The organism is Acinetobacter sp. UNC436CL71CviS28 (assembly GCF_000620525.1).
In the GTDB taxonomy this organism is placed as follows: Bacteria; Pseudomonadota; Gammaproteobacteria; order Pseudomonadales; family Moraxellaceae; genus Acinetobacter; species Acinetobacter radioresistens.
In genome coordinates this window covers 64,687-85,048 of record NZ_JIBB01000007.1, presented here as the reverse complement: position 1 = coordinate 85,048, position 20,362 = coordinate 64,687, and the positions used below count along the sequence as shown (strand labels likewise).

The window sequence follows — 20,362 nt, the reverse complement described above, 5'->3', positions numbered from 1 at the left end:
AAAAAGTGGCAGGCCAGGAGGGACTCGAACCCCCAACATTCGGTTTTGGAGACCGACGCTCTACCAATTGAACTACTGGCCTGTAAGACAAGCCGAAAATCAGGGTTCACGGCTTGAAGATTCAACTATTATATATTATGCAGTTACTTTCGCAACAACACCAGCACCTACTGTACGACCACCTTCACGAATCGCAAAACGCAAACCAGCGTCCATCGCGATCGGGTGGATCAGCTCAACTGACATCTCAACGTTGTCACCTGGCATAACCATTTCAACGCCTTCTTTCAGCTGGATCGCACCAGTTACGTCAGTTGTACGGAAGTAGAACTGTGGACGGTAACCATTCAGGAATGGAGTGTGACGACCACCTTCTTCTTTAGAAAGTACATATACTTCTGCATCGAATTTAGTGTGCGGCTTGATTGTACCTGGTTTAGCCAGTACCTGACCACGCTGAACGTCTTCACGTTTAGTACCACGTAGCAGAACACCACAGTTCTCGCCTGCACGACCTTCGTCAAGCAGCTTACGGAACATTTCCACACCCGTTACAGTCGTTTTAACTGTATCTTTGATACCAACGATTTCAACTTCTTCGCCGACTTTAACAATACCAGACTCAACACGGCCCGTAACTACTGTACCACGACCTGAAATTGAGAATACGTCTTCGATTGGCATCAGGAATGCTTTGTCGATTGCACGTTCTGGTTCTGGAATGTAAGTGTCAAGCGCTTCAACCAAAGCAAGAACTGCAGACTCGCCATACTGACCGTCGTTGCCGTTCAGTGCTTGAAGAGCTGAACCACGGATGATTGGAGTGTCATCACCTGGGAAGTCATAAGTAGACAGAAGTTCACGAACTTCCATTTCTACTAGTTCAAGTAACTCTTCGTCATCAACAAGGTCACATTTGTTCAGGAACACGATGATGTAAGGTACACCAACCTGACGAGAAAGCAGGATGTGTTCACGAGTCTGTGGCATTGGGCCATCAGTTGCTGCACATACAAGGATCGCGCCGTCCATCTGAGCAGCACCAGTGATCATGTTTTTAACATAGTCAGCGTGGCCCGGGCAGTCTACGTGAGCGTAGTGACGAGTTGGAGAGTCATATTCTACGTGTGAAGTATTAATGGTAATACCACGCGCTTTTTCTTCTGGTGCAGAGTCAATTGCTGCGTAATCTTTCGCTTCACCGCCGTAAGTTTTTGCACAGATTGTTGCAATCGCAGCGGTTAAAGTTGTTTTACCATGGTCAACGTGACCGATTGTGCCCACGTTTACGTGTGGCTTATTACGTTCAAACTTGGCTTTAGCCATGATGATCTTCCTCGTTTACGTCGAAACCAGCTTAAGAAAACAGCCCTGAGATAACTCAGCTCATCGACCCATCGTCTAAAAACAGACACCCAATACTTGAAAAGCAGACTTAAAAGCCTGCTTTTTAAAAAACTTTGTAGAAAAATCTACTAAACTGTATCTGGAGCTCTTATCCAGATTTGAACTGGAGACCTCTCCCTTACCAAGGGAGTGCTCTACCACTGAGCTATAAGAGCGAAATTTAGCTTTAAATGGAGCGGGAGACGAGGTTCGAACTCGCGACATGCAGCTTGGAAGGCTACCGCTCTACCAACTGAGCTACTCCCGCATTGTTGGTAATTGACCACTACATTTAAAGTAAAAGTTGGTGGTGGGAGAAGGATTCGAACCTTCGAAGCTTACGCGGCAGAGTTACAGTCTGCTCCCTTTGACCGCTCGGGAATCCCACCAATCGCACTTATTTCAGTGCTTTCCTCTACAAACTTACACACTTTAGATGGTGCCGGCACACGGATTCGAACTGTGGACCTACTGATTACAAGTCAGTTGCTCTACCAACTGAGCTATGCCGGCGCTTCTTAGTGTTTCGTACGTTTCGTATCGGAACGGTGTGCAGTTTAGCAAAACTTCGCAGGCATGCAACAGTTTTTTTTAAAAAAACTCTCAAAAACTCATAAAATCAATCCGTTTGATGATAATTCAACCGCTTTGATCACTGCGCGAGCTTTTATTTGAGTTTCATTCCATTCAGATTCAGGATTCGAGTCAGCGACCAGCCCCGCTCCAGCCTGTACATAAACCTTATTTTCACGAATCACACAAGTTCGAATGGCAATCGACATATCCATTTCACCATGCCATCCCAAATAACCTACAGCCCCACCGAAAATCCCACGTTTAACTGGCTCGACTTCATCAATAATTTGCATTGCACGAATTTTAGGGGCGCCAGAAAGTGTTCCAGCCGGAAAAGTAGCTTTAAATACATCTAGTGCATCAATACCTTCACTTACTTCACCTTGCACATTTGAAACAATATGCATGACGTGTGAATAGCGTTCAATAACCATGCGGTCCGTCACCTGTACCTTACCAATTTGTGAGACTCGACCGATATCGTTACGCCCCAGATCAATCAGCATTAAATGTTCGGCAATCTCTTTTTCATCAGATAAAAGGTCCTGTTCAAGCGCCAAGTCCTCTTCCTTGGTTTTACCACGCGGACGGGTTCCTGCAAGTGGCCGTACAGTTGCTATCCCATTTTCCAGACGAGAAAGAATTTCAGGCGATGAACCTACAATATGAAATGGCTTGCCATCAGTTAAAGTTTGACCTTGTACTAAAAATAAATAAGGTGATGGATTAAGGTGACGTAGTGCACGATAGACCTGCAATGCCTCTCCATCAAACTCAGATACCATACGATGACCTGGCACTACCTGCATTACATCACCAGCCCGGATATACTCCTTAACTGTCTCAATCGACTCAAGGAATCTATCTTTCCCGGTAAGAGACTCAAAATGTGGTGGGGTGTGTGGATAAGCCTGCAAGCTGATTGGTGTATTCAGTGTCTGTTCCAGATGATCGAGTTGTAACTGCGCGCGCTGATAGGCTTCAGGATCATTGATATCTGCATGCACAATCAGAAACAGCGTATCTTTAAGATTGTCAAAAATAATGACTGTTTTTGACAGCATCATCCATATATCTGGCAAGCCCACTGGATCTGCTTGCGGCATATTATTGAGCTTGGGTTCAATATAGCGCACTGCATCATAGCCAAAATAACCGACCAGCCCTCCTGTAAAACCGGGCAATCCGGGTAACAACTGCGCATCAGGTACTTTAAACTGAGCCTGGAAGTCTCGAATAAACTGGAACGGGTCATCACACAGCTGGGTGGTAAGCTGGCCATCAGCAGCTTTTACAGTGAGTTCTCCCTCATTACAAGAAAATACTACAGATTCACCCAAGCCAATCATTGAATATCTGGCCCAGTTTTCACCCCCCTCAACCGATTCAAACAGATAAGCTTGACTATGGTGTTTTAAACGCGCAAATACGGACAGTGGAGTTTCGGTATCTGCCAGGCGCTGACGGTAAACAGGGATCAGGTTATAGCCGGCATGTTTAAGTGATTCAAACTGGTTTAGGGTGGTCATACAGGGACTCTTGATTGTTTTTCGTTAAGTTAGGCATCAGGCTTTAAAGCTATGTTATGTCGCCATCGAAAAACCATACTGTTGTCCATTGTTGTATCCTTCACTTTCTAAACTTTTTCAATGATCAATTAATTCTCTTAAATCATCTACGACCTGCTGTGGAGCCGAGTCATGAATATCTTCACCATGATTATAACCATAGCTTACGACAATACAATCAACCCCTGCACGGCGTGCTGCCTCAATATCATTGCTTGAATCACCAATTAATAGTGTCTGTTTCGTATTACTCTTGAGAACATCCATACAGTGCAGTAGAGGTAGAGGATGCGGTTTTTTATGTTCCAAGCTATCACCACCGACCACCAGTTTAAAATACTGGTCCAGCCTTAATTCATAGAGTAAGGCTTCAGCCAGTTTTTGTGGTTTATTGGTCACACAAGCCAAAGTAATATTTTGCCGGACGGCATAGTTAAGAAAATCAATTACCCCAGGAAATGGCTTACTGTCCACACAAATACCAGCAGCGTATACTTCTAAAAATTCTGCGTAGAGCTGCTGATGCTGACTCGGTTCAACTTCACCCAGAAGATTAAGTAATACATCTTCACATAGTTTAGATGCACCTTTACCTACCCATTGCCGAATCTGTTGTTCTGTAACCATCGGGAGTTGCAGGGTATTTAAGCTGATATTCATCGCTCTAAACAGATCAGTGGCTGAATCTACCAGCGTTCCATCCAGATCAAACAGGATTAAATTGCGTGTTGTAAGTTGAGCAACTGTCATATTTTTTATCCAGATAAAAAGGCATGCGAGCATGCCCATGAATGTGACTATATAATTATTTAAAGAATACCCATGCAATTACTGCCAGAATAATCAGCACGATCACTGTCATTAAGCCTACTGATGCATTTTTCTGTTGCTCTTTTTCTTCAGCAACACGTGATACAGGCTGTTCCAGTGGCACGGACTGAGGTTCCGGCTGCACTTTAGGCTGGACAGTTTCAGGAATTGGCGCGGGCTTAGGAATATCTACTCGCTGCGGCATCCCTTCACGGCTAACCGGAACTTCTGCACGTTCAGTCAGGCTTGGCATACCTTGCTCGTTCATCTGCTCTGCAGCAGTTTTTTCAACCACAACTGACTCGGTAGACTCAACCACTGGCTCCATTTCAACTTCTGGCTCATCATCCTGCACTGCATCTGCTACAGGTGCCAAAATTGAGAACTTAAGGCTGGCAAATTGCAGAATGTCACCATCTTTTAGCAAGGTTTCATGGTCAATCTTGACATTATTAACAAAAGTACCATTGGATGAATTAAGGTCTTGTACCCAAAGTCCCTGATCTTTTAACAGCAGGGCAGCATGACGGCGGGAGATTTCCGCAGACTGTAACAATACATCAGCGTCCTGATGCCGGCCCACCAGCATGTCATGGGTAATACTGATTTCCTGCCCCGTAATATCACCTGTAATTGCTTGTAATTTCCAAGTCATAAACTCATCTCTTGTGGTTTTTTTATATCATAACATGCCTTATTTCATGTTCCGTGCCTTGTCTGTTAAGAAGCCGGACGCAGAGTAGTTGTAGTTACTGTATTTTTAGTACGTTCTACCTCCGGTTGAGGCAAAGCTACACTACGTTGTCCAATACCAGGTTCAATTGCTACAGGAGTCGTCGTTACCACAGGAGTAACACCCCCTGAAGAAAGCTGCTTGTACACATTAGGTTTATCAGAGGTAGCAGGAACCGGCAAACGTTGCTGATAGACATCCTCTACATTTTCAGGCAATTTGGCGAAATTCCCGTCTTTATCCATAGCCAGCTGTAAGCTATAAAGCTGATCATAACGGCGTTGCGTTAATCGGCGTACATCATTAGCATCGCCGACAATGGTCGGATGGATAAATACCAGCAGGTTTCGCTTTTCATTACTGTTGCTGTCAGACCGGAACAGGCGGCCTATGCCCGGGATAGCCCCCAAACCTGGTACAGCCTGTCGACTGTAAATAGAATTATCTGAGATTAGTCCACCGAGTACGACTGTTTGACCATGTTCAGCCAAGACTGCTGTTTTAATTGCACGTTTACTGGTAACCAAGTCTGTAGCTTGTCCTTTATTAGGCTGTACATTTGATACTTCCTGCTCCACCTCCAGCCGGACAGTACCATTTTCACCAATATGTGGAATAACTTTTAGAGTCACACCAACATCTTTACGTTCCACAGTTGTATAAGGATTTACACCATTTGCATTTGTTGTCACTGAACCGGTAACAAATGGGACATTCTGGCCGACAACGATATAAGCCTCTTCATTATCCATGGTAACAATAGAGGGTGTGGACAACAGATTAGACTTGGTATTGTCCTTTAAGGCCTGAATTAGGGCGCCATACAAACGTCGTGAGCCATCAGCACCTTCACGATAGTCACCTAAAAGAAGTGATGAACCTCTTAAATTACTGGCTGCATTAGCAAGTGCTGAACCACCAGCCAGATAACCAGCAGCAAGACTGGCGAGACTGCTTCCTACATTTGTAAAATTAACCAAGCCAATTCCACTGCTGATATCACCGAGTGCCCACTGCACTCCAAGCTGATCTGCATCATCACCAGCAACTTCAATAATTGCAGCTTCAATCAGAACCTGCTGGCGACGTATATCCAATTGCTGAATTGCTGATTCAATTTCACGCATCAGCTGGGGATCAGCCTTAACTACCAGAGCATTCTGGTTAGTATCCGCAATAATGCTAACCCCATTGGCATTAAAACTACTGATCGGATTTTGCCCGGAATTAGTGTTAGCGTTGAGGTTAATACCCGGTGTAGAAATTCCAGAGCCAGTGCCGCCCTGATTATTAGTGCCAGTATTATTAGTCAGGTTATTAATAGAATTACTGGAACCAGAATTATTTGAATTATTGTTGCTATTTACTGCCTGCCCGGTCACCAGTCCTTGCAGGATCTCGGACAGGTTCTGGGCACTGGCATATTTCAAGCGGAATACTTTAAGTCCCCCCAGACGGTCTGCTGAGGGTACATCCAGCATCTCAATCATATGCCGGATACGTTTACGTGTCGCCGGATCGCCTTTAATCAAAATACGGTTAGTCCGGTTATCTGCCATAATTCTTACCCGTGCCCCACTAAAATCTTTAGCAGCGCCCGTTGAACTCATGGACTCCAACAGTCCAATCACTTCTTCTGCCTGGCTCGACTGCAAGCTAATTGCTTCAATATCATTTTGCCCGGTACCATCGAGATTGCGGACAATTGTTTCTAATTGCGCAATATTACTGGCACGATCAGAGACAATGAGAGCATTTGTTCCTGCCACTGCAGCAAGATGTGCAAACTGTGGCATTAATGGACGTAAAGCTGGTATCAGGTCATTAGGATTCGTGTTTTCCAGCCAGATTACCCGGGTGACCACCTGATCACCACGTGCATTACGTCGTGCATCATAAGGAACACCTGAGCTTTTTATATTACTATCTGGAACCAGTTTAATAGTATTCCCTGATGGAATTGCCACTACACCGTTGACATTTAATACACCCAGGAACAGATCATAAACTTCATTTTTATTGAGTGGCTTATTAGAGATGACCGTCACATTTCCGCGGACCCGTGGATCAACTGCAAAATTTTTCCCTGTGATATCGGCAACTTCATTGATAAAAGCAGTCAGGTCTGCATCACGCAGATTAATTTTCCAGGTTTGTGCATAGGCTGCAGTGCTTATAGCAGCGATGACTGGTGCTGCAGCCACTAAAGCCCAAAGTGGACGATGATGTTGTAATAAAGCCATAGCCTGTTATTTTTCCTAACACTACTGTGAGGTATCCCCACTTAAAAACTTTGTTGGATGGTCATCACCTGATCACCACGTTTTATTTCTATTCTGACTTGCCCTTCACGTCTGGCTTGTTCAAGTAACTGAATATCACTTTGTCCCTGGCCGACAGGCTGACCGTTTACAGACATAATCCGGTCACCTGGGCGTAAACCCAGCTTACTGCGCAATGCGGCCGGTGTACGGCTGGTGACCTCATAACCGTTACCGGTCGAGCTTACACCCATTTCCTGCAAATATTGTTCACGGTCTTCCTGAATTTTTTGTATCGCCTGTCCTAAAGCAGATTGAGAAGAATTTGCAGGTGATGGCGAAGGAGCTGCCGAAGTGGCAGAGTCAGCGGGTGGCACAATCGGCTGGTTCAGGCCATTTTCAATTCCTTTAAACTGAACTTCACGAGATGTACCATTGGGTTGACGCAATATCACCCGGTCCCAGTAAACCTCTGCCAATTGAAATGAAGAATTAGCAATGGTTTCTCCAACCCGATAACGCTCTGCAATCTGGTCTACTTTAATTACAGCTGAGGAATAACGGTTTGGATAACCAATGACCACACCCTGCAACTCTATATTTAAACTTTCAGCAGATGTATTCGCCGCAGCACTTTGACCTGGTTCGTAAAACAGGGAAAATGAAGAAATATTTGGAACTTGTGGCTGCTGCGAACCCAGCATGACGCGCTCAAACTGTATGCCTTGTGGCGGTGCTACCACCCACCAGAACAACGCTGCCAGCTTCCAGCAAAAGATCAGAATTAATAATGCCAGCACAAACGGTCCAGCCCGGTCCAGTTTAGACCAGGAAATATCCTGGAGTTTATTCAGATAGGTTTTCATCACCAGTTGCCCCGTAATAGAGGCTGACGGGAGCTAATCACATAGGTATCGAGTCCAGCTTTACCGTCATAAGAAAGGACATTCAAGAGTAGACGCTGGGTTAGTTGCACATCCAGCATCATGTCCGGATCAAGAACCAGATTTGCCATTTTCTGTCCACGCTGATCTTGTATATTAAAGATAAGCTTTCCACCGTCGTCTTGAATCTCTCCTTTTAAAGAGGGTATATTCATTCGGTCCTGCCGTGAGCCCAAGCTATACAGGAGTTGTCCGCCTGCCCATTGCAGCTGGCCAGTTGCATTGCTAAAGCCATCATTTTTCTGATAACGTAAATTAATATTTTGAAGCTGAATACTATTGGCTGGCCATTGCCAGTCTACTAAGGTCTTTAAGGTTTCTGGCGCTATTTGGCCCTTCATCTCTTGAATAATTATTTTTTTACCTAAACCATAGGCCACTGTACCATTTAGCTTTGTATTGGCACTATGAATTTCCAGGTCTGCTCCCAAGCGTAATAGCAATAAGTCGAGAGGCCTGGTTTTCCAGCTGACTGATCCACGCAATTTATCTTTATGCCAGTCTGCCTGGCCCTGCCAGATATTACCGCTGACATTTTGCAAGGTTTGATTATCTTTTGAAAATTTTGAAATAATCCAGGCAGCAGGTATCTGTAACACTACAAATAATAAAAATGCCAGGACTGCAAATATCCACCACGTTAATTGCTTCGTTCTTTTATTCATTCAGCAATAACCAACATTTAATTTTTTTCCTATAACTATATTTCTCCCCTGCGTCCCATTATGCATAATTTTTCTACCTCGCCAATTCACTGCTATAAAAAAACCAAGCATTCATGCTTGGCTTTTTTAACATTCTAAGGCAGTCGAATGACAGTTCGATGAAACTTAGATCAGAAAATCTTCAAGTTTTGCACCTTTTTCAAGAGCTGCTACTAACCAGCGTGGCTGCTTACCACGTCCTGTCCAAGTTTCTTCAGGATTTTCAGTATTACGATAACGTGGCTCTACTGATTTACGTGTTGTTTTCTTGCGCTTTTGCGCTCCAAATTCTAGCAACTGTTCAATAGTCAGACCCACATTTTCAGCAATTTCTAAAACCTGTTCATAAGCTTCATCTACTGCTTGATCTTTTTTGCTGGCGATTAATGCTTCGGCTTCAAGCTGTAATCTTTTGAGATCTTCTACCGAAAGTTCACTAATATCTGGCTTCATTAATATTGGCTCCGCAACACAGGTTAATCATATTTATTTGAATTAATATTCAAACTCATATTATGTATTTTAAATACAATTATCAAGACTATTTAATTAAATTAATAACAATAACTCAACATAGCCAAATTAATATGAAATAGGAGGTTTTATTTAATAAAACTAATCATCGGTTATTTAAATCATGCTTAACAGTTTTTTCAATCTTAATGATTTTTTCTCTTATTATTTCAGGAATGAGTGTCTTTTGCATATTCTCTTTATCTACGCAAACAATTACTGCTTCTCCTAAAGCGACATTTTGTTGTTGGGCACTACTCCATATCAGGTAATTCATGCGAAAGGCACTATTCCTAATCTCTTCAACCCTGACGCCAATTTTCAACTGATCTGGATAAAATACCGGTTTAAGGTATTTACACTGGCTTGAAGCCACAACAGTATTAATATCAAGCTTGAATATATTCAAGCTATCAAGATAACAAATACGGGCACTTTCTATATAACGGTAATAAATTACATTATTGACATGCCCAAATGCATCCATATCTCCCCAAGCAACATTCTGTTCATAAATTACTGGGTAATCTGTTAACTTGGTCATATTAATTCCTTAAATCTTTAACTGCATAAAATTAGCGTCATTTTCAAAAATCAGATTTAATTGCTGAATTAAATCCTCATTTCCTTTAAATACTGTTTTGATCCTTAAATAAATCATCAATATATTATCTGGATAGAGTTCAAGTAACTGCTCTGCCTCCAATGCACGGTCAGTTGCTTGATATATGTGCCATTTTGCAAAACTTAATATAGGGATACTTGGGTACTTGTTTTCTAAAAATAAAATACGCTGCTCGACATATTCATAGTCAGGTTGCTGCTTAAGTAATTGTTGCTGAAACCATAAATAGAAAACATCTTGATCAAAATTATCAGCCAGCAGTAAATTGGCTAGTGATTCATGCTGCTGACTCATTTCAGGCATACGTGCCAGTAACTTAAGCCATAGAATCTGAATATCAGGTGTACGGTTCTGTATCTGACCTGCCATGTCCAAATAACGTTGCTGCAATGCTTGCAGATCATCAAGAGTTGCTTGGTCAAACTGGCCCAGCAGTTGCTGTAGCCACTGTTCTTTATAGTCGTGACTTAAGTGACCATATTTTCTGGAGCGCAAGTAGAGCCATGGATACTGAACTGCGAATTCCCCCCAGAGCTCATTAATCCTGTATTGATAGGCACTTTCCACTTGTTGTAACCAGGGAGACAAAGCATGTTGACTCAGAAATTCAAGATGAGTTAATGCCTGTTCAGGATCTTGCTGATGCAAAAAGATTTCAATCCGTTGTAGCTCTGCCAGTTCAAATGCATGGGGAGATGCCTGATTCAAGCTTTTCAATGCAAGGTCTGTCTCGGCATTACCTAAGAATAAGCGTGATTCAATCACTCCTCTTAATAGACCTGATTGAGAAAAGACCCGTTGAATAAATAACTGCTGATCCTGTTCCGCTTGTAACAGCCAAATCACTCCCAACTGCTCGTAAGGATGTAAGGTTTTGAAGTCAAGTACAGTTTCTGTTTTACGCTGTTCCCGAGCCAGATAACGTTTTAGTTGTAGCCAGACCAGCTGGATAATCAAACCGAATATTGCCAGTAAAGCTAGCCATATCCATAAATTGGTCTGCATTTGCCAGTTGCGCCATTGCACATAAACATAACCAGCACCGTAGCCATAACTTAGTACACTTAATAAGGCCAAAACCAGTAAGCTAACCAGTGTATAAGCAAGAAAAATCTGTTTCATACTGCCCCCTTAACCCAGTAATGTCATAGCACCAAGTTTCGGATTTGGTATGACTGGCAGATACTTCATATTCATTAAACGTTTTTTTAACTGCTGGCTGTCATAGTCGGGTAGCTGATTCAGCTGTTTAATTACATCATCCAGGCCCTGCTGGTATTCTGCATATTGCCCCTGCATAAGTGACTGTCTTACCAGTAACAGCCTTAGCTGTACCTCTTTGAGAACCAGTTGCCGATTCATCAATATAGCTCCTGGACGCTGAACTGGTTCAATCTGCAACCAGCGCTGCCAGAAATGTTGCGGCTGAATCTTGGCAGGACTTAAATTATTTTGCTGTATGGCCTGCTTCAGTAACTGGTCAGTTTCTAACAACAGTGCATCTAAAGATTCTTGTTGCCGAGTTTTAGCCTGCACGAACTGTTGAATCGCTAACTGATCTGTATGAATCACCTGATGTAGACTTTGTTTGAGTTCAGGTGCCAGTACATAGCCATGTAAATCACGATCCAGTTCTGATAATTTTTCCAGCGCATACACATACTGCTGCTGCCGGACAGCAAACTGAACCAGCTCTAAACGTTCACCAATTAATGCGACCGGGCTAAATTCTGCTAAAACGTCTGGACTTGACTGCTGCTGGGGAGACTGAGAGGGATTAGTGGAGGTAGTCACTGCTATCTGGCTAATCTGGCGCTGCAGAGCTACTACCTGGTCGTTGAGGCTTGCATTGAGCTGCTCAGTTCGATGCAAACTAACTTCTACTTCCGGTAATTGGCGGGAAACCTGAAACAGGTCATAACTAATTTTTGCCAACCAAGCCAACGCCAGAATGATTATACAGAATAAAAACTTTCTCATAATTTCCCTTGCAACTCTGCAATATACTGGAGTATGACCTCAGGTTTTAAATATTCTATTTTTGAAACCTGAAATTTGGCCTGATGCTGGATTTTATAACCGTGTATCAACTGATATAAACGCTCTCCCAGCACCAGATAATGACATAGCTGCAAAACAGACTGCTGATTCTGGCATAAATCCAGCCAGTTAGACCAGCTGGCTTCACTAGTAATAGGGACCAGCACCTGATTTCCGTATTGTATAATCTGTGCTGCAACTTTAGAAAAATCATGAATGCTTTGTGTCGGGCAGGACCGTTCGTATAAAATAAAGTTTAAAACCTTTATTCCCTGCTGATGCAGATTTTGCATCATAAACTGGCGCCCCCCCTCTCCGCGCCAGAATGCTACACTGTGCAGGTCATTAAATTGTCTGAATACATCAAGCTCAAGCATCCCCTCTGAGGTCTCAAGTTTAGGGACCTGACTGGAAATACTGTAATGCTTCAGGTGTTCAGCTGTAGTTTGGCCTACCGCTATCCATTGTAATTGTCTTAAATCGTTCAGGCTGATGCCACTTTGCTGAAGATACTGCATCCCAATATCTGCTGCTGCAGGACTCACTACCACAATTACCTGACAGAATGGCAGATTCTGATAGAGTTGTTGTAGCTGGAGTGAGTAAGCAGTTGGTGTTAGTTCAAGTAAAGGCAACTCAAGTACTTGATGACCTGCTTGCAGTAAGGCAAGACTTAATGCCTGACTGCGTTCTTGCGGGCGGGTATTAATAAATAGCATAAAACTTACTTATAAAGGGCTTTTAGCAGCTCGCCAGCACCTTGTGACAATAAATTTTCTGCCAATTCAACCCCCAACTGTTCAGCATGTTCCGGCTGTCCTGAAACTTGAGATGAAAGTAATATTAAGCCATCCACACTTCCTACACGGCCTTCAAGCTGGAGCTGGCCATTTTCCAGAGTCGCGTAAGCAGCAATCGGAACCTGACACCCTCCTTCCAAATGACTATTAAATGCTCGCTCTGCCCGTACACATATACTTGTCTGCTCATGCTGAAGTGGAGAAATCAGATCAAGTATGGCCTGATCATCTGTACGGCATTCTAGTCCTAGCGCACCTTGCCCAACAGCGGGCAGACTTAATTCCGGAGACAGGGTATGTTTAATGCGCTCACTCAATCCCAGACGTTTCAAACCAGCACTAGCCAGAATAATCGCATCATATTCACCTGCATCAAGTTTAGACAGACGGGTACCCACGTTACCACGTAAATCGAGAATATTCAGATCTGGACGGGCTTTCAAAATCTGGGTTTTACGGCGTAAACTTGACGTCCCGACTGTTGCCCCCTTTGGTAACTGCTCAAAGCCTTCAAAACGATTTGAAACAAAAGCATCACATGGATCTTCACGTTCACAGATCACAGGTAACGATAACCCTGTTGGCAAATGCATAGGCACATCTTTCATCGAGTGCACTGCCAAATCAGCACGTCCATCCAGCAAGGCAGCTTCAAGTTCTTTTACAAACAGGCCCTTACCCCCAATTTTTGCCAGAGGAGTATCAAGAATCTTATCGCCCTGGGTTACAAACGTGACCAGTTCTACCGTCAAGCCAGGGTGAAGTTCCTGCAAACGGGCACGAATATGTTCAGCTTGCCAGAGCGCTAGAGGGCTTTTACGGGTTGCAATTTTTAAGGTCATCATCATAATTCAGGCGTTAAAAAGTCCCTTTAAACTTAACGTGATCCCCTAAAAATGCAAGTAAATTATCGTCCAAAGCCGATAAAACCGTCCTATTTTAGTTCTTTAAAGCTTTTGTATCCGCTCACGCAGACCAGGTAAATGGCGACGGCTTACGGCCAGCCGCTCGTCAAGTTCACGGCAGCGTACCTGATACTGTCCGGAAGTCACAACCTCAAGCCCATCCAGATAGTCAACAGATACCAGTGCATTACGATGGATCCGGATAAACTTCTCCGAAAATTCCTGTTCAAGTTCTTTTAAGGTCTCATCAATCAAAATGCTGCCATGTTTATGACGTACTGTGACATATTTCTGGTCAGCTAAAAAATAGTAAATATTCTCCACAGGCACCAGCTCAACACCCCGATAACTTTTTGCAGTAATTTGCTGACGCTGTAATTTTGCCGTATCTATATCTTTCTGCTTCAGGCCCGACATTTGTGCCTGGTTCAAACGGGTCAGCCTGTCCAGAACCTGCTGCAGCTCACTGACCTCTATGGGCTTGAGCAGATAACCTTCCGCACTTGATTTAAAAGCTTCCAATGCATGATCTTCATAAGCCGTACAAAAGACAATCGCCGGCATAAGGTCCAGCTGGTTTAGCTGTTCAGCACATTGCAAACCATCCATTTCCGGCATTTGAATATCAAGCAATACAACATCAGGCTGATACTGCTGGACCAGTTCAATCGTATGCTGACCACTTGATGTTGTAGCGACTACATGATGCCCGAGCTGGGTAACCAGACGAGATAAGCGTTCGACGGCCAATGGCTCATCATCACAAATCAGGATATCCATTTCTTCTCCTTGTCTAGATCAACTTCATTTAATTTATATATGTTGATCTGGACTCTGGTTTTATTCTTTTATTTATAATGGTACTGCACGATAGTGGTATAAATCCCCTCACCGGCAAAATTTTGAAACTGTACAGACTGTCCAAAATAGGCCTGTAACCGCTCCCGTACACTTTCTATAGCAATACCATGACCTTTACGTAATGTTATTTTATCTAAAGAGTAAGGATTGGTAATGACTATAGTAACTTGATTTTGAAGTATTTCAACCAGTATACCGATGGCACCTTGAGTATAGACACTTTCAACTCCATGGAAAATACTATTTTCAATCAGAGGCTGTAAGGTCAGAAGTGGAATATAAACCTGATTTAAAGAGTGAGTATTTTCTATTTTCCACTCTACCTGGAGCCGTTCACCCAGACGCATCTGCTCAATTGAAAGGTAATGCCGGCACAAGTCAATTTCCTGCTGTAAGCTGACCAGCTTGAGGTCTTGCAGGCTGGCACGAAAAAGTTTGGACAAGCTGATCAGCATTGTTTCAGCCTTGTCAGGGTCTGTACTGATGAGACTTACTACACTATTTATACTATTAAATAAAAAATGCGGATGAATACGTGCCTGCATGGCCTGTATACGGGCGTTTAATCCACTACTTTGCTGTCTGAACCATTGCTCCCGCATATACAGATAACGTAGAAAGATAACTCCCATCAATATCCCAAAACTGAGATTTAAACCTATATCTTTAAATGAAATATCGGAATCTATTCCCGTCCAGCTCAAATGACTACCCCAATAGTTCAGCATATTCAGACTGAAGGTAGATACCAGAACAATGCACTGAAGTAGCAGAAAACCGAACAGTAAGGCATAAAAATGGTTGAGCTGTCTGAACTGGTTTTGCCAGGTATCTACCAAAGCAGTAAAACACAATACTACCCATTGAATAAAAAAAATGTACTGTGCCAATTGGTCAAGCTGAAGGTTTTGCCATGTCCCCGCTTTTGCCAGAATAAGGATCAGTGACAACAGCGTACTGACCAGAAATAATTCGATTAGATATTGCCAGCGTCCACGCTTTGTAAAAGAATATAAATTATTCCGGTTATTTATTGATGGTATTGCGGAATTATCACGCTGTGCTTCGGCAAGCGCTGTTGAATTTGCTATACTCTTTTTTATTTTGCTGAGCCGACATGACCACATCTTCTCATTCCTCCAATACGCCTGCCCAGAATCAGACTTCCGGTATGTGGGGCGGCCGTTTTTCCGAAGCTACCGATGCTTTTGTGGCTGAATTTACCGCATCTGTACAATTTGACCAACGTTTTTATAAACAGGATATTGCCGGTTCAATTGCTCATGCGACCATGCTTGCCAAAGTAGGGGTACTGACCGAACAGGAACGTGATGACATTATTGAAGGTCTAACTGCCATTAAAGCAGATATTGAGGCAGGAAATTTTGAGTGGCGCATTGACCTTGAAGATGTACATATGAACATCGAGTCACGCCTGACCCAGCGTATCGGCATTACAGGTAAAAAACTCCATACCGGCCGTAGCCGTAATGACCAGGTCGCAACTGATATCCGTCTTTATGTCCGTGATGAAATTGATGCCATTTTAGATCTGCTGGAAAAATTACAAAAAGGTATTTTGGGTTTGGCAGCTAAAAATACCCAAACCATCATGCCCGGTTTTACCCATCTACAAACCGCACAGCCTGTGACTTTTGGTCATCATTTATTGGCCTGGTTTGAGATGCTGGTTCGTGACTCTGAACGTCTTATTGATTGCCGCAAGCGCGTTAATCGCATGCCATTAGGTTCTGCGGCACTTGCTGGTACAACTTATCCAATTGACCGTGCATATACGGCTGAACTTTTGGGTTTTGAAACAGTTGCTGAAAACTCGTTAGATGCCGTATCGGATCGTGACTTTGCGATTGAATTTAATGCTGCTGCATCTTTAATCATGATGCATTTATCACGCATGTCCGAAGAACTGATTCTATGGACTTCAGCACAGTTCAAATTCGTTAATATCCCGGATCGTTTCTGTACGGGTTCTTCAATCATGCCACAAAAGAAAAATCCCGATGTCCCTGAACTGGTACGTGGTAAAACCGGTCGTGTCTATGGTGACCTGATGAGCCTGTTGACCCTAATGAAAGGCCAACCATTAGCATACAACAAGGATAATCAGGAAGATAAAGAGCCATTATTTGATGCAATTGATACCGTACGTGGTTCATTGATGGCATTTGCTGACATGATTCCAGCTCTGGTACCCAATATCGATATCATGCGTGAAGCAGCCCTTCGCGGTTTTTCTACTGCAACAGACCTTGCGGACTACTTGGTAAAAAATGGAGTCGCTTTTCGCGATGCACATGAAATCGTAGGTAAAGCAGTGGCTCTGGGCGTTCAGGAAGGTAAAGATCTCTCTGAACTTAGCCTTGAACAGCTTCAACAGTTCTCTGACCTGATTCAGGCAGATGTATTTGAAAAAGCACTAACTCTGGAAGCTTCAGTAAATGCGCGTAACCATATTGGCGGTACGGCCCCGGCTCAAGTAGAAGCAGCTATTGATCGTGCGCATGCGCGTTTAGAAAAGCTTTATGCTTAAACGCTATATCTTAACTTTGGAGTATTGATATGTCTCGACAGGTGTTTTGCCGTAAATATCAAAAAGAAATGGAAGGGTTAGAATTTGCGCCCTTCCCCGGCGCTAGAGGTCAGGAACTATTTGACACGGTTTCTAAACAGGCTTGGCAGGAATGGTTACAGCACCAGACCACCCTCATTAATGAAAAGCGTTTGAATGTATTTGAACCCGACGCAAAAAAATTTCTTGAAGAGCAACGTGAAAAATTTTTCAGTAATGATGCAAGTGTAGAAAAAGCTGAGGGCTGGAAACCAGAAAATTAATCTTTGTTTTGACCCACTTTAGAGTGGGTCAAGATATTGTTGTTCAATTTATACTTTTAATAAATAAAGACAAAGCTTATTTTTAAAGCAATTAATTACACTATATTAACTTAATTTACATGCCCTTCACATCAAAACACATGAACTATAATGAGTAATAAACCTGAAATTCTTATACTGATTTTAAGAAAACTTATATAAAGCTCTGATGAATTCTGCATAAGTGAAATTTTGAATGAGCTCCTCTTTCGTTCCCAGATTTCCCCCAAAGTCTGGGACTTTTTTATTCTATATTTAATTTTTTGCTTACTCTTGTATAAGCTTTAGCTTACAGTGATATCAGATTTTTACTTCTACGATATTTACTTAATTCCATTAGACTAAAGTTGTAGCCAAGCAGGAAGCTAGGTGAGCATAGAAAAATAATTAAAAATTGCAATGGGTACAGGATGTGATGATTTTTCCTTACTCTTGACTCAAAGGTCCGGGAAACTTTCCCCGGGCCTTTTCACTTTTTAAAACGTCTGTTTAGCGGCGTTGTACGTGTTCTTCAATTTCATCTAGGCTGGTATGACGTACATCAAGTCCTTTTGCAATATAAATTACTTGTTCCGAAATATTACGGGCATGATCACCAATACGTTCAAGTGAGCGCAATACCCACATCACGTTCAGTACCCGGGAAATATGGCGTGGATCTTCAATCATATAAGTCATTAGGGTACGGGTGGCTGACTGGTATTCACGATCGATATCGGCATCGGCTAAAAGTACTTTAAGCGCCTGCTCAGCATCGACCCGAGCAAAAGCATCCAGTGCATCATGGATCATAACCCGCACCTGATTGCCAATATGCCGGGTTTCCATATAACCCCGTGGCGATCCGCCTTCTTCACATAAGTTTTGGGCAATACGGGCGATTTTTGCGGCTTCGTCTCCAATCCGTTCCAAGTCAGTATTTGCTTTGCTCATCGCGATCACCATACGCAGGTCAATCGCAGCCGGATGACGGCGTGCCAGAATCAGGGTTAACCCTTCATCAATTTCCCGTTCATAACGGTTTACTACGTTATCCTGAAACTGTACGTCGATAGCCATATTGGTATCTGTATCCAGCAAAGCCCGTATTGCATTGGCCACCTGCTGCTCGACCAGACCGCCCATAGTCATAAATTTAGTCGTAACACCTTGCAGTTCTTCATTAAACTGTGAAGAAATATGGTGACTTAATACAGGGTTATTCAAGCTCAAGATAAAGACTCCAGCCAGCTAAAAAGAAAATTCTGATGCATCTTGTATTAAAGCATAGCTATGATGAAACTTTGATGACAGTTCATTTATGAATAGCTGTCAAAACTTTTCAACCAGCCAGCTGTTCATTTCCTGCAAATCCTGTTCATTGAGCTGACCTGCGGCGGCTTTCAAACGCAATATATTAATCAGATGATCATACTGTGCATTTACATAATCCTGCCGGGCAGAAAAAGCATTACGCTGAGCCAGCAATACATCTACTATAGTTTTTAAACCTTCATTATATTGAGCACGTGAAGCGCGTGATACCAGCTCGGATGATTGCATCGCAGCCTTACGGGCCTCTAATTTATTCTGGTCAGTTTGAACCTGCAGGTAGGCCTGTTTGGCATCAGTTGTACTTTTACGGACAGCAGCTTCCAGCTCTGCTTCAGCACGCCGGATATCGACTGTAGCCTTTCGTATATTTTGTTGTGTGCGTCCCCCATTAAAAAGATTCCAGTTCATTTCCACGCCAATCTGGTCAAACTGACCATCACCAGAGATAAGTGTTTCCGGTGACTGTTTGGTATAGCCATAGGTAGCTACTGCTTCAAGCTGCGGATATAAGGCTGCCCGTTCAATCCGGCGTTGGTCATCATTATATTTTTGTTGCAAACGTGCCTGCTGTACTGAAAGATTCTGATTTTGTGCCAAGGTAGTCCATTCTTGCAAATTAGCCGGATAAGGTTGCTGATAGCTAAAATTTTCTTGAAGCACCGCCAGACTTTCCTGATATGGCCCAATTAGTTGTGCAAGCTGTTCCTGCGCCAGAAGCAACTGTACATTACTTGAAATCCGGTTGGCCCGGGCATTTTGGTACTGGGCATTGGCTTCACTGACATCACTACGGGCAACCAGTCCTTCACGTAACTTGGCGTTCATCATTTCCAGCTGCTCTAATAATGCTTTCTCTTCCTGTAAATGAGAGCTGGTCAGTGTCTGCTGACGTAAGACATTAAAATAACTCTCAGCCACATTGAGAATATGGTCCTGCTGGCGCTGGCGTAACTGTACTTCACTCAGCAGTACGGAGGTTTGTACCTGTTTATAACCCTCCCAGGCATCTTTACGGAATAAGGGCTGACGTGCCGTAATCGAAATTTGCTTCGTGGTAGAGGTCGAGGACATTAAGGCATCACCAAAATTTTCAAAACCTGGAATGGTCACACTATTGCTTTGGTCACTTCCCTGATGTTTACGGGTAATATTACCGCTGACACTGACTGTCGGCAAAAAATTAGTACGCGCAATACCCAGATTAAGCTGATCGGCCTGATACTGGTAAAGATTAGCCTGCCAGCTTGGGTCTGACTGTTTGGCACGCTGATAAGCCTCTACCAGATCAAGTGCATAAAGCTGTGAACTTGTAGTTAGAAAAAACAGGCTCAGGAAAATTTTTTTCTTCATTTTTTTAAATGCCCATCTACACCGCAAAAAACCGAACTATCTTTTTCAGGACAGTTTTCAGGTATGCCATATTACTCATG

The 20,362-nt window shown here is 43.1% G+C and carries 19 protein-coding genes and 5 tRNA genes; 2 read left to right on the top strand and 22 right to left on the bottom strand.

Going from position 1 to position 20,362, the window contains the following annotated elements:
* Positions 1-6: 6 nt before the first annotated feature.
* The 20 genes from N518_RS0105010 to N518_RS0104915 form a co-directional block, all read right to left on the bottom strand.
* A tRNA-Trp gene (locus N518_RS0105010) sits at positions 7-82 on the bottom strand.
* A 53-nt stretch (positions 83-135) separates the two neighbouring features.
* Complete coding sequence (gene tuf / locus N518_RS0105005; protein ID WP_005017071.1) at positions 136-1,326, bottom strand: elongation factor Tu; 1,191 nt, start codon at positions 1,324-1,326, stop codon at positions 136-138.
* A gap of 161 nt (positions 1,327-1,487) precedes the next feature.
* Positions 1,488-1,562, bottom strand: a tRNA-Thr gene (locus N518_RS0105000).
* A gap of 16 nt (positions 1,563-1,578) precedes the next feature.
* Positions 1,579-1,654, bottom strand: a tRNA-Gly gene (locus N518_RS0104995).
* A 37-nt stretch (positions 1,655-1,691) separates the two neighbouring features.
* Positions 1,692-1,775, bottom strand: a tRNA-Tyr gene (locus tag N518_RS0104990).
* Positions 1,776-1,823: 48 nt separating this feature from the next.
* A tRNA-Thr gene (locus N518_RS0104985) sits at positions 1,824-1,899 on the bottom strand.
* A gap of 98 nt (positions 1,900-1,997) precedes the next feature.
* On the bottom strand, positions 1,998-3,491 hold the full coding sequence (trpE, locus tag N518_RS0104980) for an anthranilate synthase component I (protein ID WP_005405839.1): 1,494 nt from the start codon (positions 3,489-3,491) through the stop codon (positions 1,998-2,000).
* 117 nt (positions 3,492-3,608) lie between these two features.
* Complete coding sequence (locus N518_RS0104975) at positions 3,609-4,280, bottom strand: phosphoglycolate phosphatase (protein WP_017400651.1); 672 nt, start codon at positions 4,278-4,280, stop codon at positions 3,609-3,611.
* 55 nt (positions 4,281-4,335) lie between these two features.
* Positions 4,336-4,995 (bottom strand): FHA domain-containing protein, encoded by a 660-nt coding sequence (locus N518_RS0104970; protein WP_017400650.1) that lies wholly within the window; start codon positions 4,993-4,995, stop codon positions 4,336-4,338.
* A gap of 65 nt (positions 4,996-5,060) precedes the next feature.
* Positions 5,061-7,316 (bottom strand): type II secretion system secretin GspD, encoded by a 2,256-nt coding sequence (gspD, locus tag N518_RS0104965; RefSeq protein WP_017400649.1) that lies wholly within the window; start codon positions 7,314-7,316, stop codon positions 5,061-5,063.
* A gap of 41 nt (positions 7,317-7,357) precedes the next feature.
* Positions 7,358-8,200 carry a type II secretion system protein N gene (locus N518_RS0104960; RefSeq protein ID WP_005023006.1) on the bottom strand — a complete coding sequence of 281 codons (843 nt, stop codon included), beginning with the start codon at positions 8,198-8,200 and terminating at the stop codon, positions 7,358-7,360.
* Entirely contained in the window at positions 8,200-8,943 is a 744-nt protein-coding gene (gene gspN, locus N518_RS0104955) for a type II secretion system protein N (protein WP_017400648.1), read from the bottom strand. The genes N518_RS0104960 and gspN overlap by 1 nt, the downstream gene beginning before the upstream one ends.
* 165 nt (positions 8,944-9,108) lie before the next feature.
* A complete protein-coding gene (locus tag N518_RS0104950) occupies positions 9,109-9,435 on the bottom strand; it encodes an H-NS family nucleoid-associated regulatory protein (RefSeq protein ID WP_005017085.1) in 327 nt (108 codons plus the stop codon).
* Between the two features lie 166 nt (positions 9,436-9,601).
* Positions 9,602-10,039, bottom strand: a complete 438-nt coding sequence (locus N518_RS0104945; RefSeq protein WP_005023004.1) for an acyl-CoA thioesterase — start codon at positions 10,037-10,039, stop codon at positions 9,602-9,604.
* A 9-nt stretch (positions 10,040-10,048) separates the two neighbouring features.
* Positions 10,049-11,242, bottom strand: a complete 1,194-nt coding sequence (locus N518_RS0104940) for a membrane protein (protein ID WP_005023003.1) — start codon at positions 11,240-11,242, stop codon at positions 10,049-10,051.
* 9 nt (positions 11,243-11,251) lie between these two features.
* Positions 11,252-12,100 (bottom strand): hypothetical protein, encoded by an 849-nt coding sequence (locus tag N518_RS0104935; RefSeq protein ID WP_005023002.1) that lies wholly within the window; start codon positions 12,098-12,100, stop codon positions 11,252-11,254.
* Positions 12,097-12,879 (bottom strand): uroporphyrinogen-III synthase, encoded by a 783-nt coding sequence (locus N518_RS0104930; RefSeq protein WP_005023000.1) that lies wholly within the window; start codon positions 12,877-12,879, stop codon positions 12,097-12,099. Before N518_RS0104930 ends, N518_RS0104935 begins: the two co-directional genes overlap by 4 nt.
* Before the next feature lie 5 nt (positions 12,880-12,884).
* Positions 12,885-13,805, bottom strand: a complete 921-nt coding sequence (gene hemC / locus N518_RS0104925) for a hydroxymethylbilane synthase (RefSeq protein ID WP_026444029.1) — start codon at positions 13,803-13,805, stop codon at positions 12,885-12,887.
* Between the two features lie 102 nt (positions 13,806-13,907).
* Positions 13,908-14,645: a LytR/AlgR family response regulator transcription factor gene (locus tag N518_RS0104920; protein ID WP_005017100.1), complete on the bottom strand. Its 738-nt coding sequence runs from the start codon at positions 14,643-14,645 to the stop codon at positions 13,908-13,910.
* A 68-nt stretch (positions 14,646-14,713) separates the two neighbouring features.
* Complete coding sequence (locus N518_RS0104915; protein ID WP_026444031.1) at positions 14,714-15,853, bottom strand: sensor histidine kinase; 1,140 nt, start codon at positions 15,851-15,853, stop codon at positions 14,714-14,716.
* On the opposite strand from N518_RS0104915, the gene argH reads away from it, so the two are divergent.
* Both argH and N518_RS0104905 read left to right on the top strand, forming a co-directional pair.
* Complete coding sequence (gene argH, locus N518_RS0104910) at positions 15,844-17,277, top strand: argininosuccinate lyase (protein WP_010700193.1); 1,434 nt, start codon at positions 15,844-15,846, stop codon at positions 17,275-17,277. The two genes, N518_RS0104915 and argH, sit on opposite strands and share 10 nt — an antisense overlap.
* A gap of 29 nt (positions 17,278-17,306) precedes the next feature.
* The gene (locus N518_RS0104905; RefSeq protein ID WP_005022992.1) at positions 17,307-17,579 is read left to right on the top strand and encodes an oxidative damage protection protein; all 273 of its coding nucleotides are present in this window, start codon (positions 17,307-17,309) and stop codon (positions 17,577-17,579) included.
* Positions 17,580-18,107: 528 nt separating this feature from the next.
* Here the strand turns inward: N518_RS0104905 and phoU are convergent.
* Positions 18,108-18,830: a phosphate signaling complex protein PhoU gene (gene phoU / locus N518_RS0104900; RefSeq protein ID WP_005017107.1), complete on the bottom strand. Its 723-nt coding sequence runs from the start codon at positions 18,828-18,830 to the stop codon at positions 18,108-18,110.
* A 99-nt stretch (positions 18,831-18,929) separates the two neighbouring features.
* Positions 18,930-20,282: a TolC family outer membrane protein gene (locus tag N518_RS0104895; protein ID WP_005022991.1), complete on the bottom strand. Its 1,353-nt coding sequence runs from the start codon at positions 20,280-20,282 to the stop codon at positions 18,930-18,932.
* Positions 20,283-20,362: the final 80 nt, after the last annotated feature.

Coding starts and splice junctions, on each gene's coding strand:
- tuf (WP_005017071.1), bottom strand. CDS start 1,326: ATGGCTAAAGCCAAGTTTGAACGTAATAAGCCACACGTAAACGTGGGC.
- trpE (WP_005405839.1), bottom strand. CDS start 3,491: ATGACCACCCTAAACCAGTTTGAATCACTTAAACATGCCGGCTATAAC.
- N518_RS0104975 (WP_017400651.1), bottom strand. CDS start 4,280: ATGACAGTTGCTCAACTTACAACACGCAATTTAATCCTGTTTGATCTG.
- N518_RS0104970 (WP_017400650.1), bottom strand. CDS start 4,995: ATGACTTGGAAATTACAAGCAATTACAGGTGATATTACGGGGCAGGAA.
- gspD (WP_017400649.1), bottom strand. CDS start 7,316: ATGGCTTTATTACAACATCATCGTCCACTTTGGGCTTTAGTGGCTGCA.
- N518_RS0104960 (WP_005023006.1), bottom strand. CDS start 8,200: ATGAAAACCTATCTGAATAAACTCCAGGATATTTCCTGGTCTAAACTG.
- gspN (WP_017400648.1), bottom strand. CDS start 8,943: ATGAATAAAAGAACGAAGCAATTAACGTGGTGGATATTTGCAGTCCTG.
- N518_RS0104950 (WP_005017085.1), bottom strand. CDS start 9,435: ATGAAGCCAGATATTAGTGAACTTTCGGTAGAAGATCTCAAAAGATTA.
- N518_RS0104945 (WP_005023004.1), bottom strand. CDS start 10,039: ATGACCAAGTTAACAGATTACCCAGTAATTTATGAACAGAATGTTGCT.
- N518_RS0104940 (WP_005023003.1), bottom strand. CDS start 11,242: ATGAAACAGATTTTTCTTGCTTATACACTGGTTAGCTTACTGGTTTTG.
- N518_RS0104935 (WP_005023002.1), bottom strand. CDS start 12,100: ATGAGAAAGTTTTTATTCTGTATAATCATTCTGGCGTTGGCTTGGTTG.
- N518_RS0104930 (WP_005023000.1), bottom strand. CDS start 12,879: ATGCTATTTATTAATACCCGCCCGCAAGAACGCAGTCAGGCATTAAGT.
- hemC (WP_026444029.1), bottom strand. CDS start 13,805: ATGATGACCTTAAAAATTGCAACCCGTAAAAGCCCTCTAGCGCTCTGG.
- N518_RS0104920 (WP_005017100.1), bottom strand. CDS start 14,645: ATGGATATCCTGATTTGTGATGATGAGCCATTGGCCGTCGAACGCTTA.
- argH (WP_010700193.1), top strand. CDS start 15,844: ATGACCACATCTTCTCATTCCTCCAATACGCCTGCCCAGAATCAGACT.
- N518_RS0104915 (WP_026444031.1), bottom strand. CDS start 15,853: ATGTGGTCATGTCGGCTCAGCAAAATAAAAAAGAGTATAGCAAATTCA.
- N518_RS0104905 (WP_005022992.1), top strand. CDS start 17,307: ATGTCTCGACAGGTGTTTTGCCGTAAATATCAAAAAGAAATGGAAGGG.
- N518_RS0104895 (WP_005022991.1), bottom strand. CDS start 20,282: ATGAAGAAAAAAATTTTCCTGAGCCTGTTTTTTCTAACTACAAGTTCA.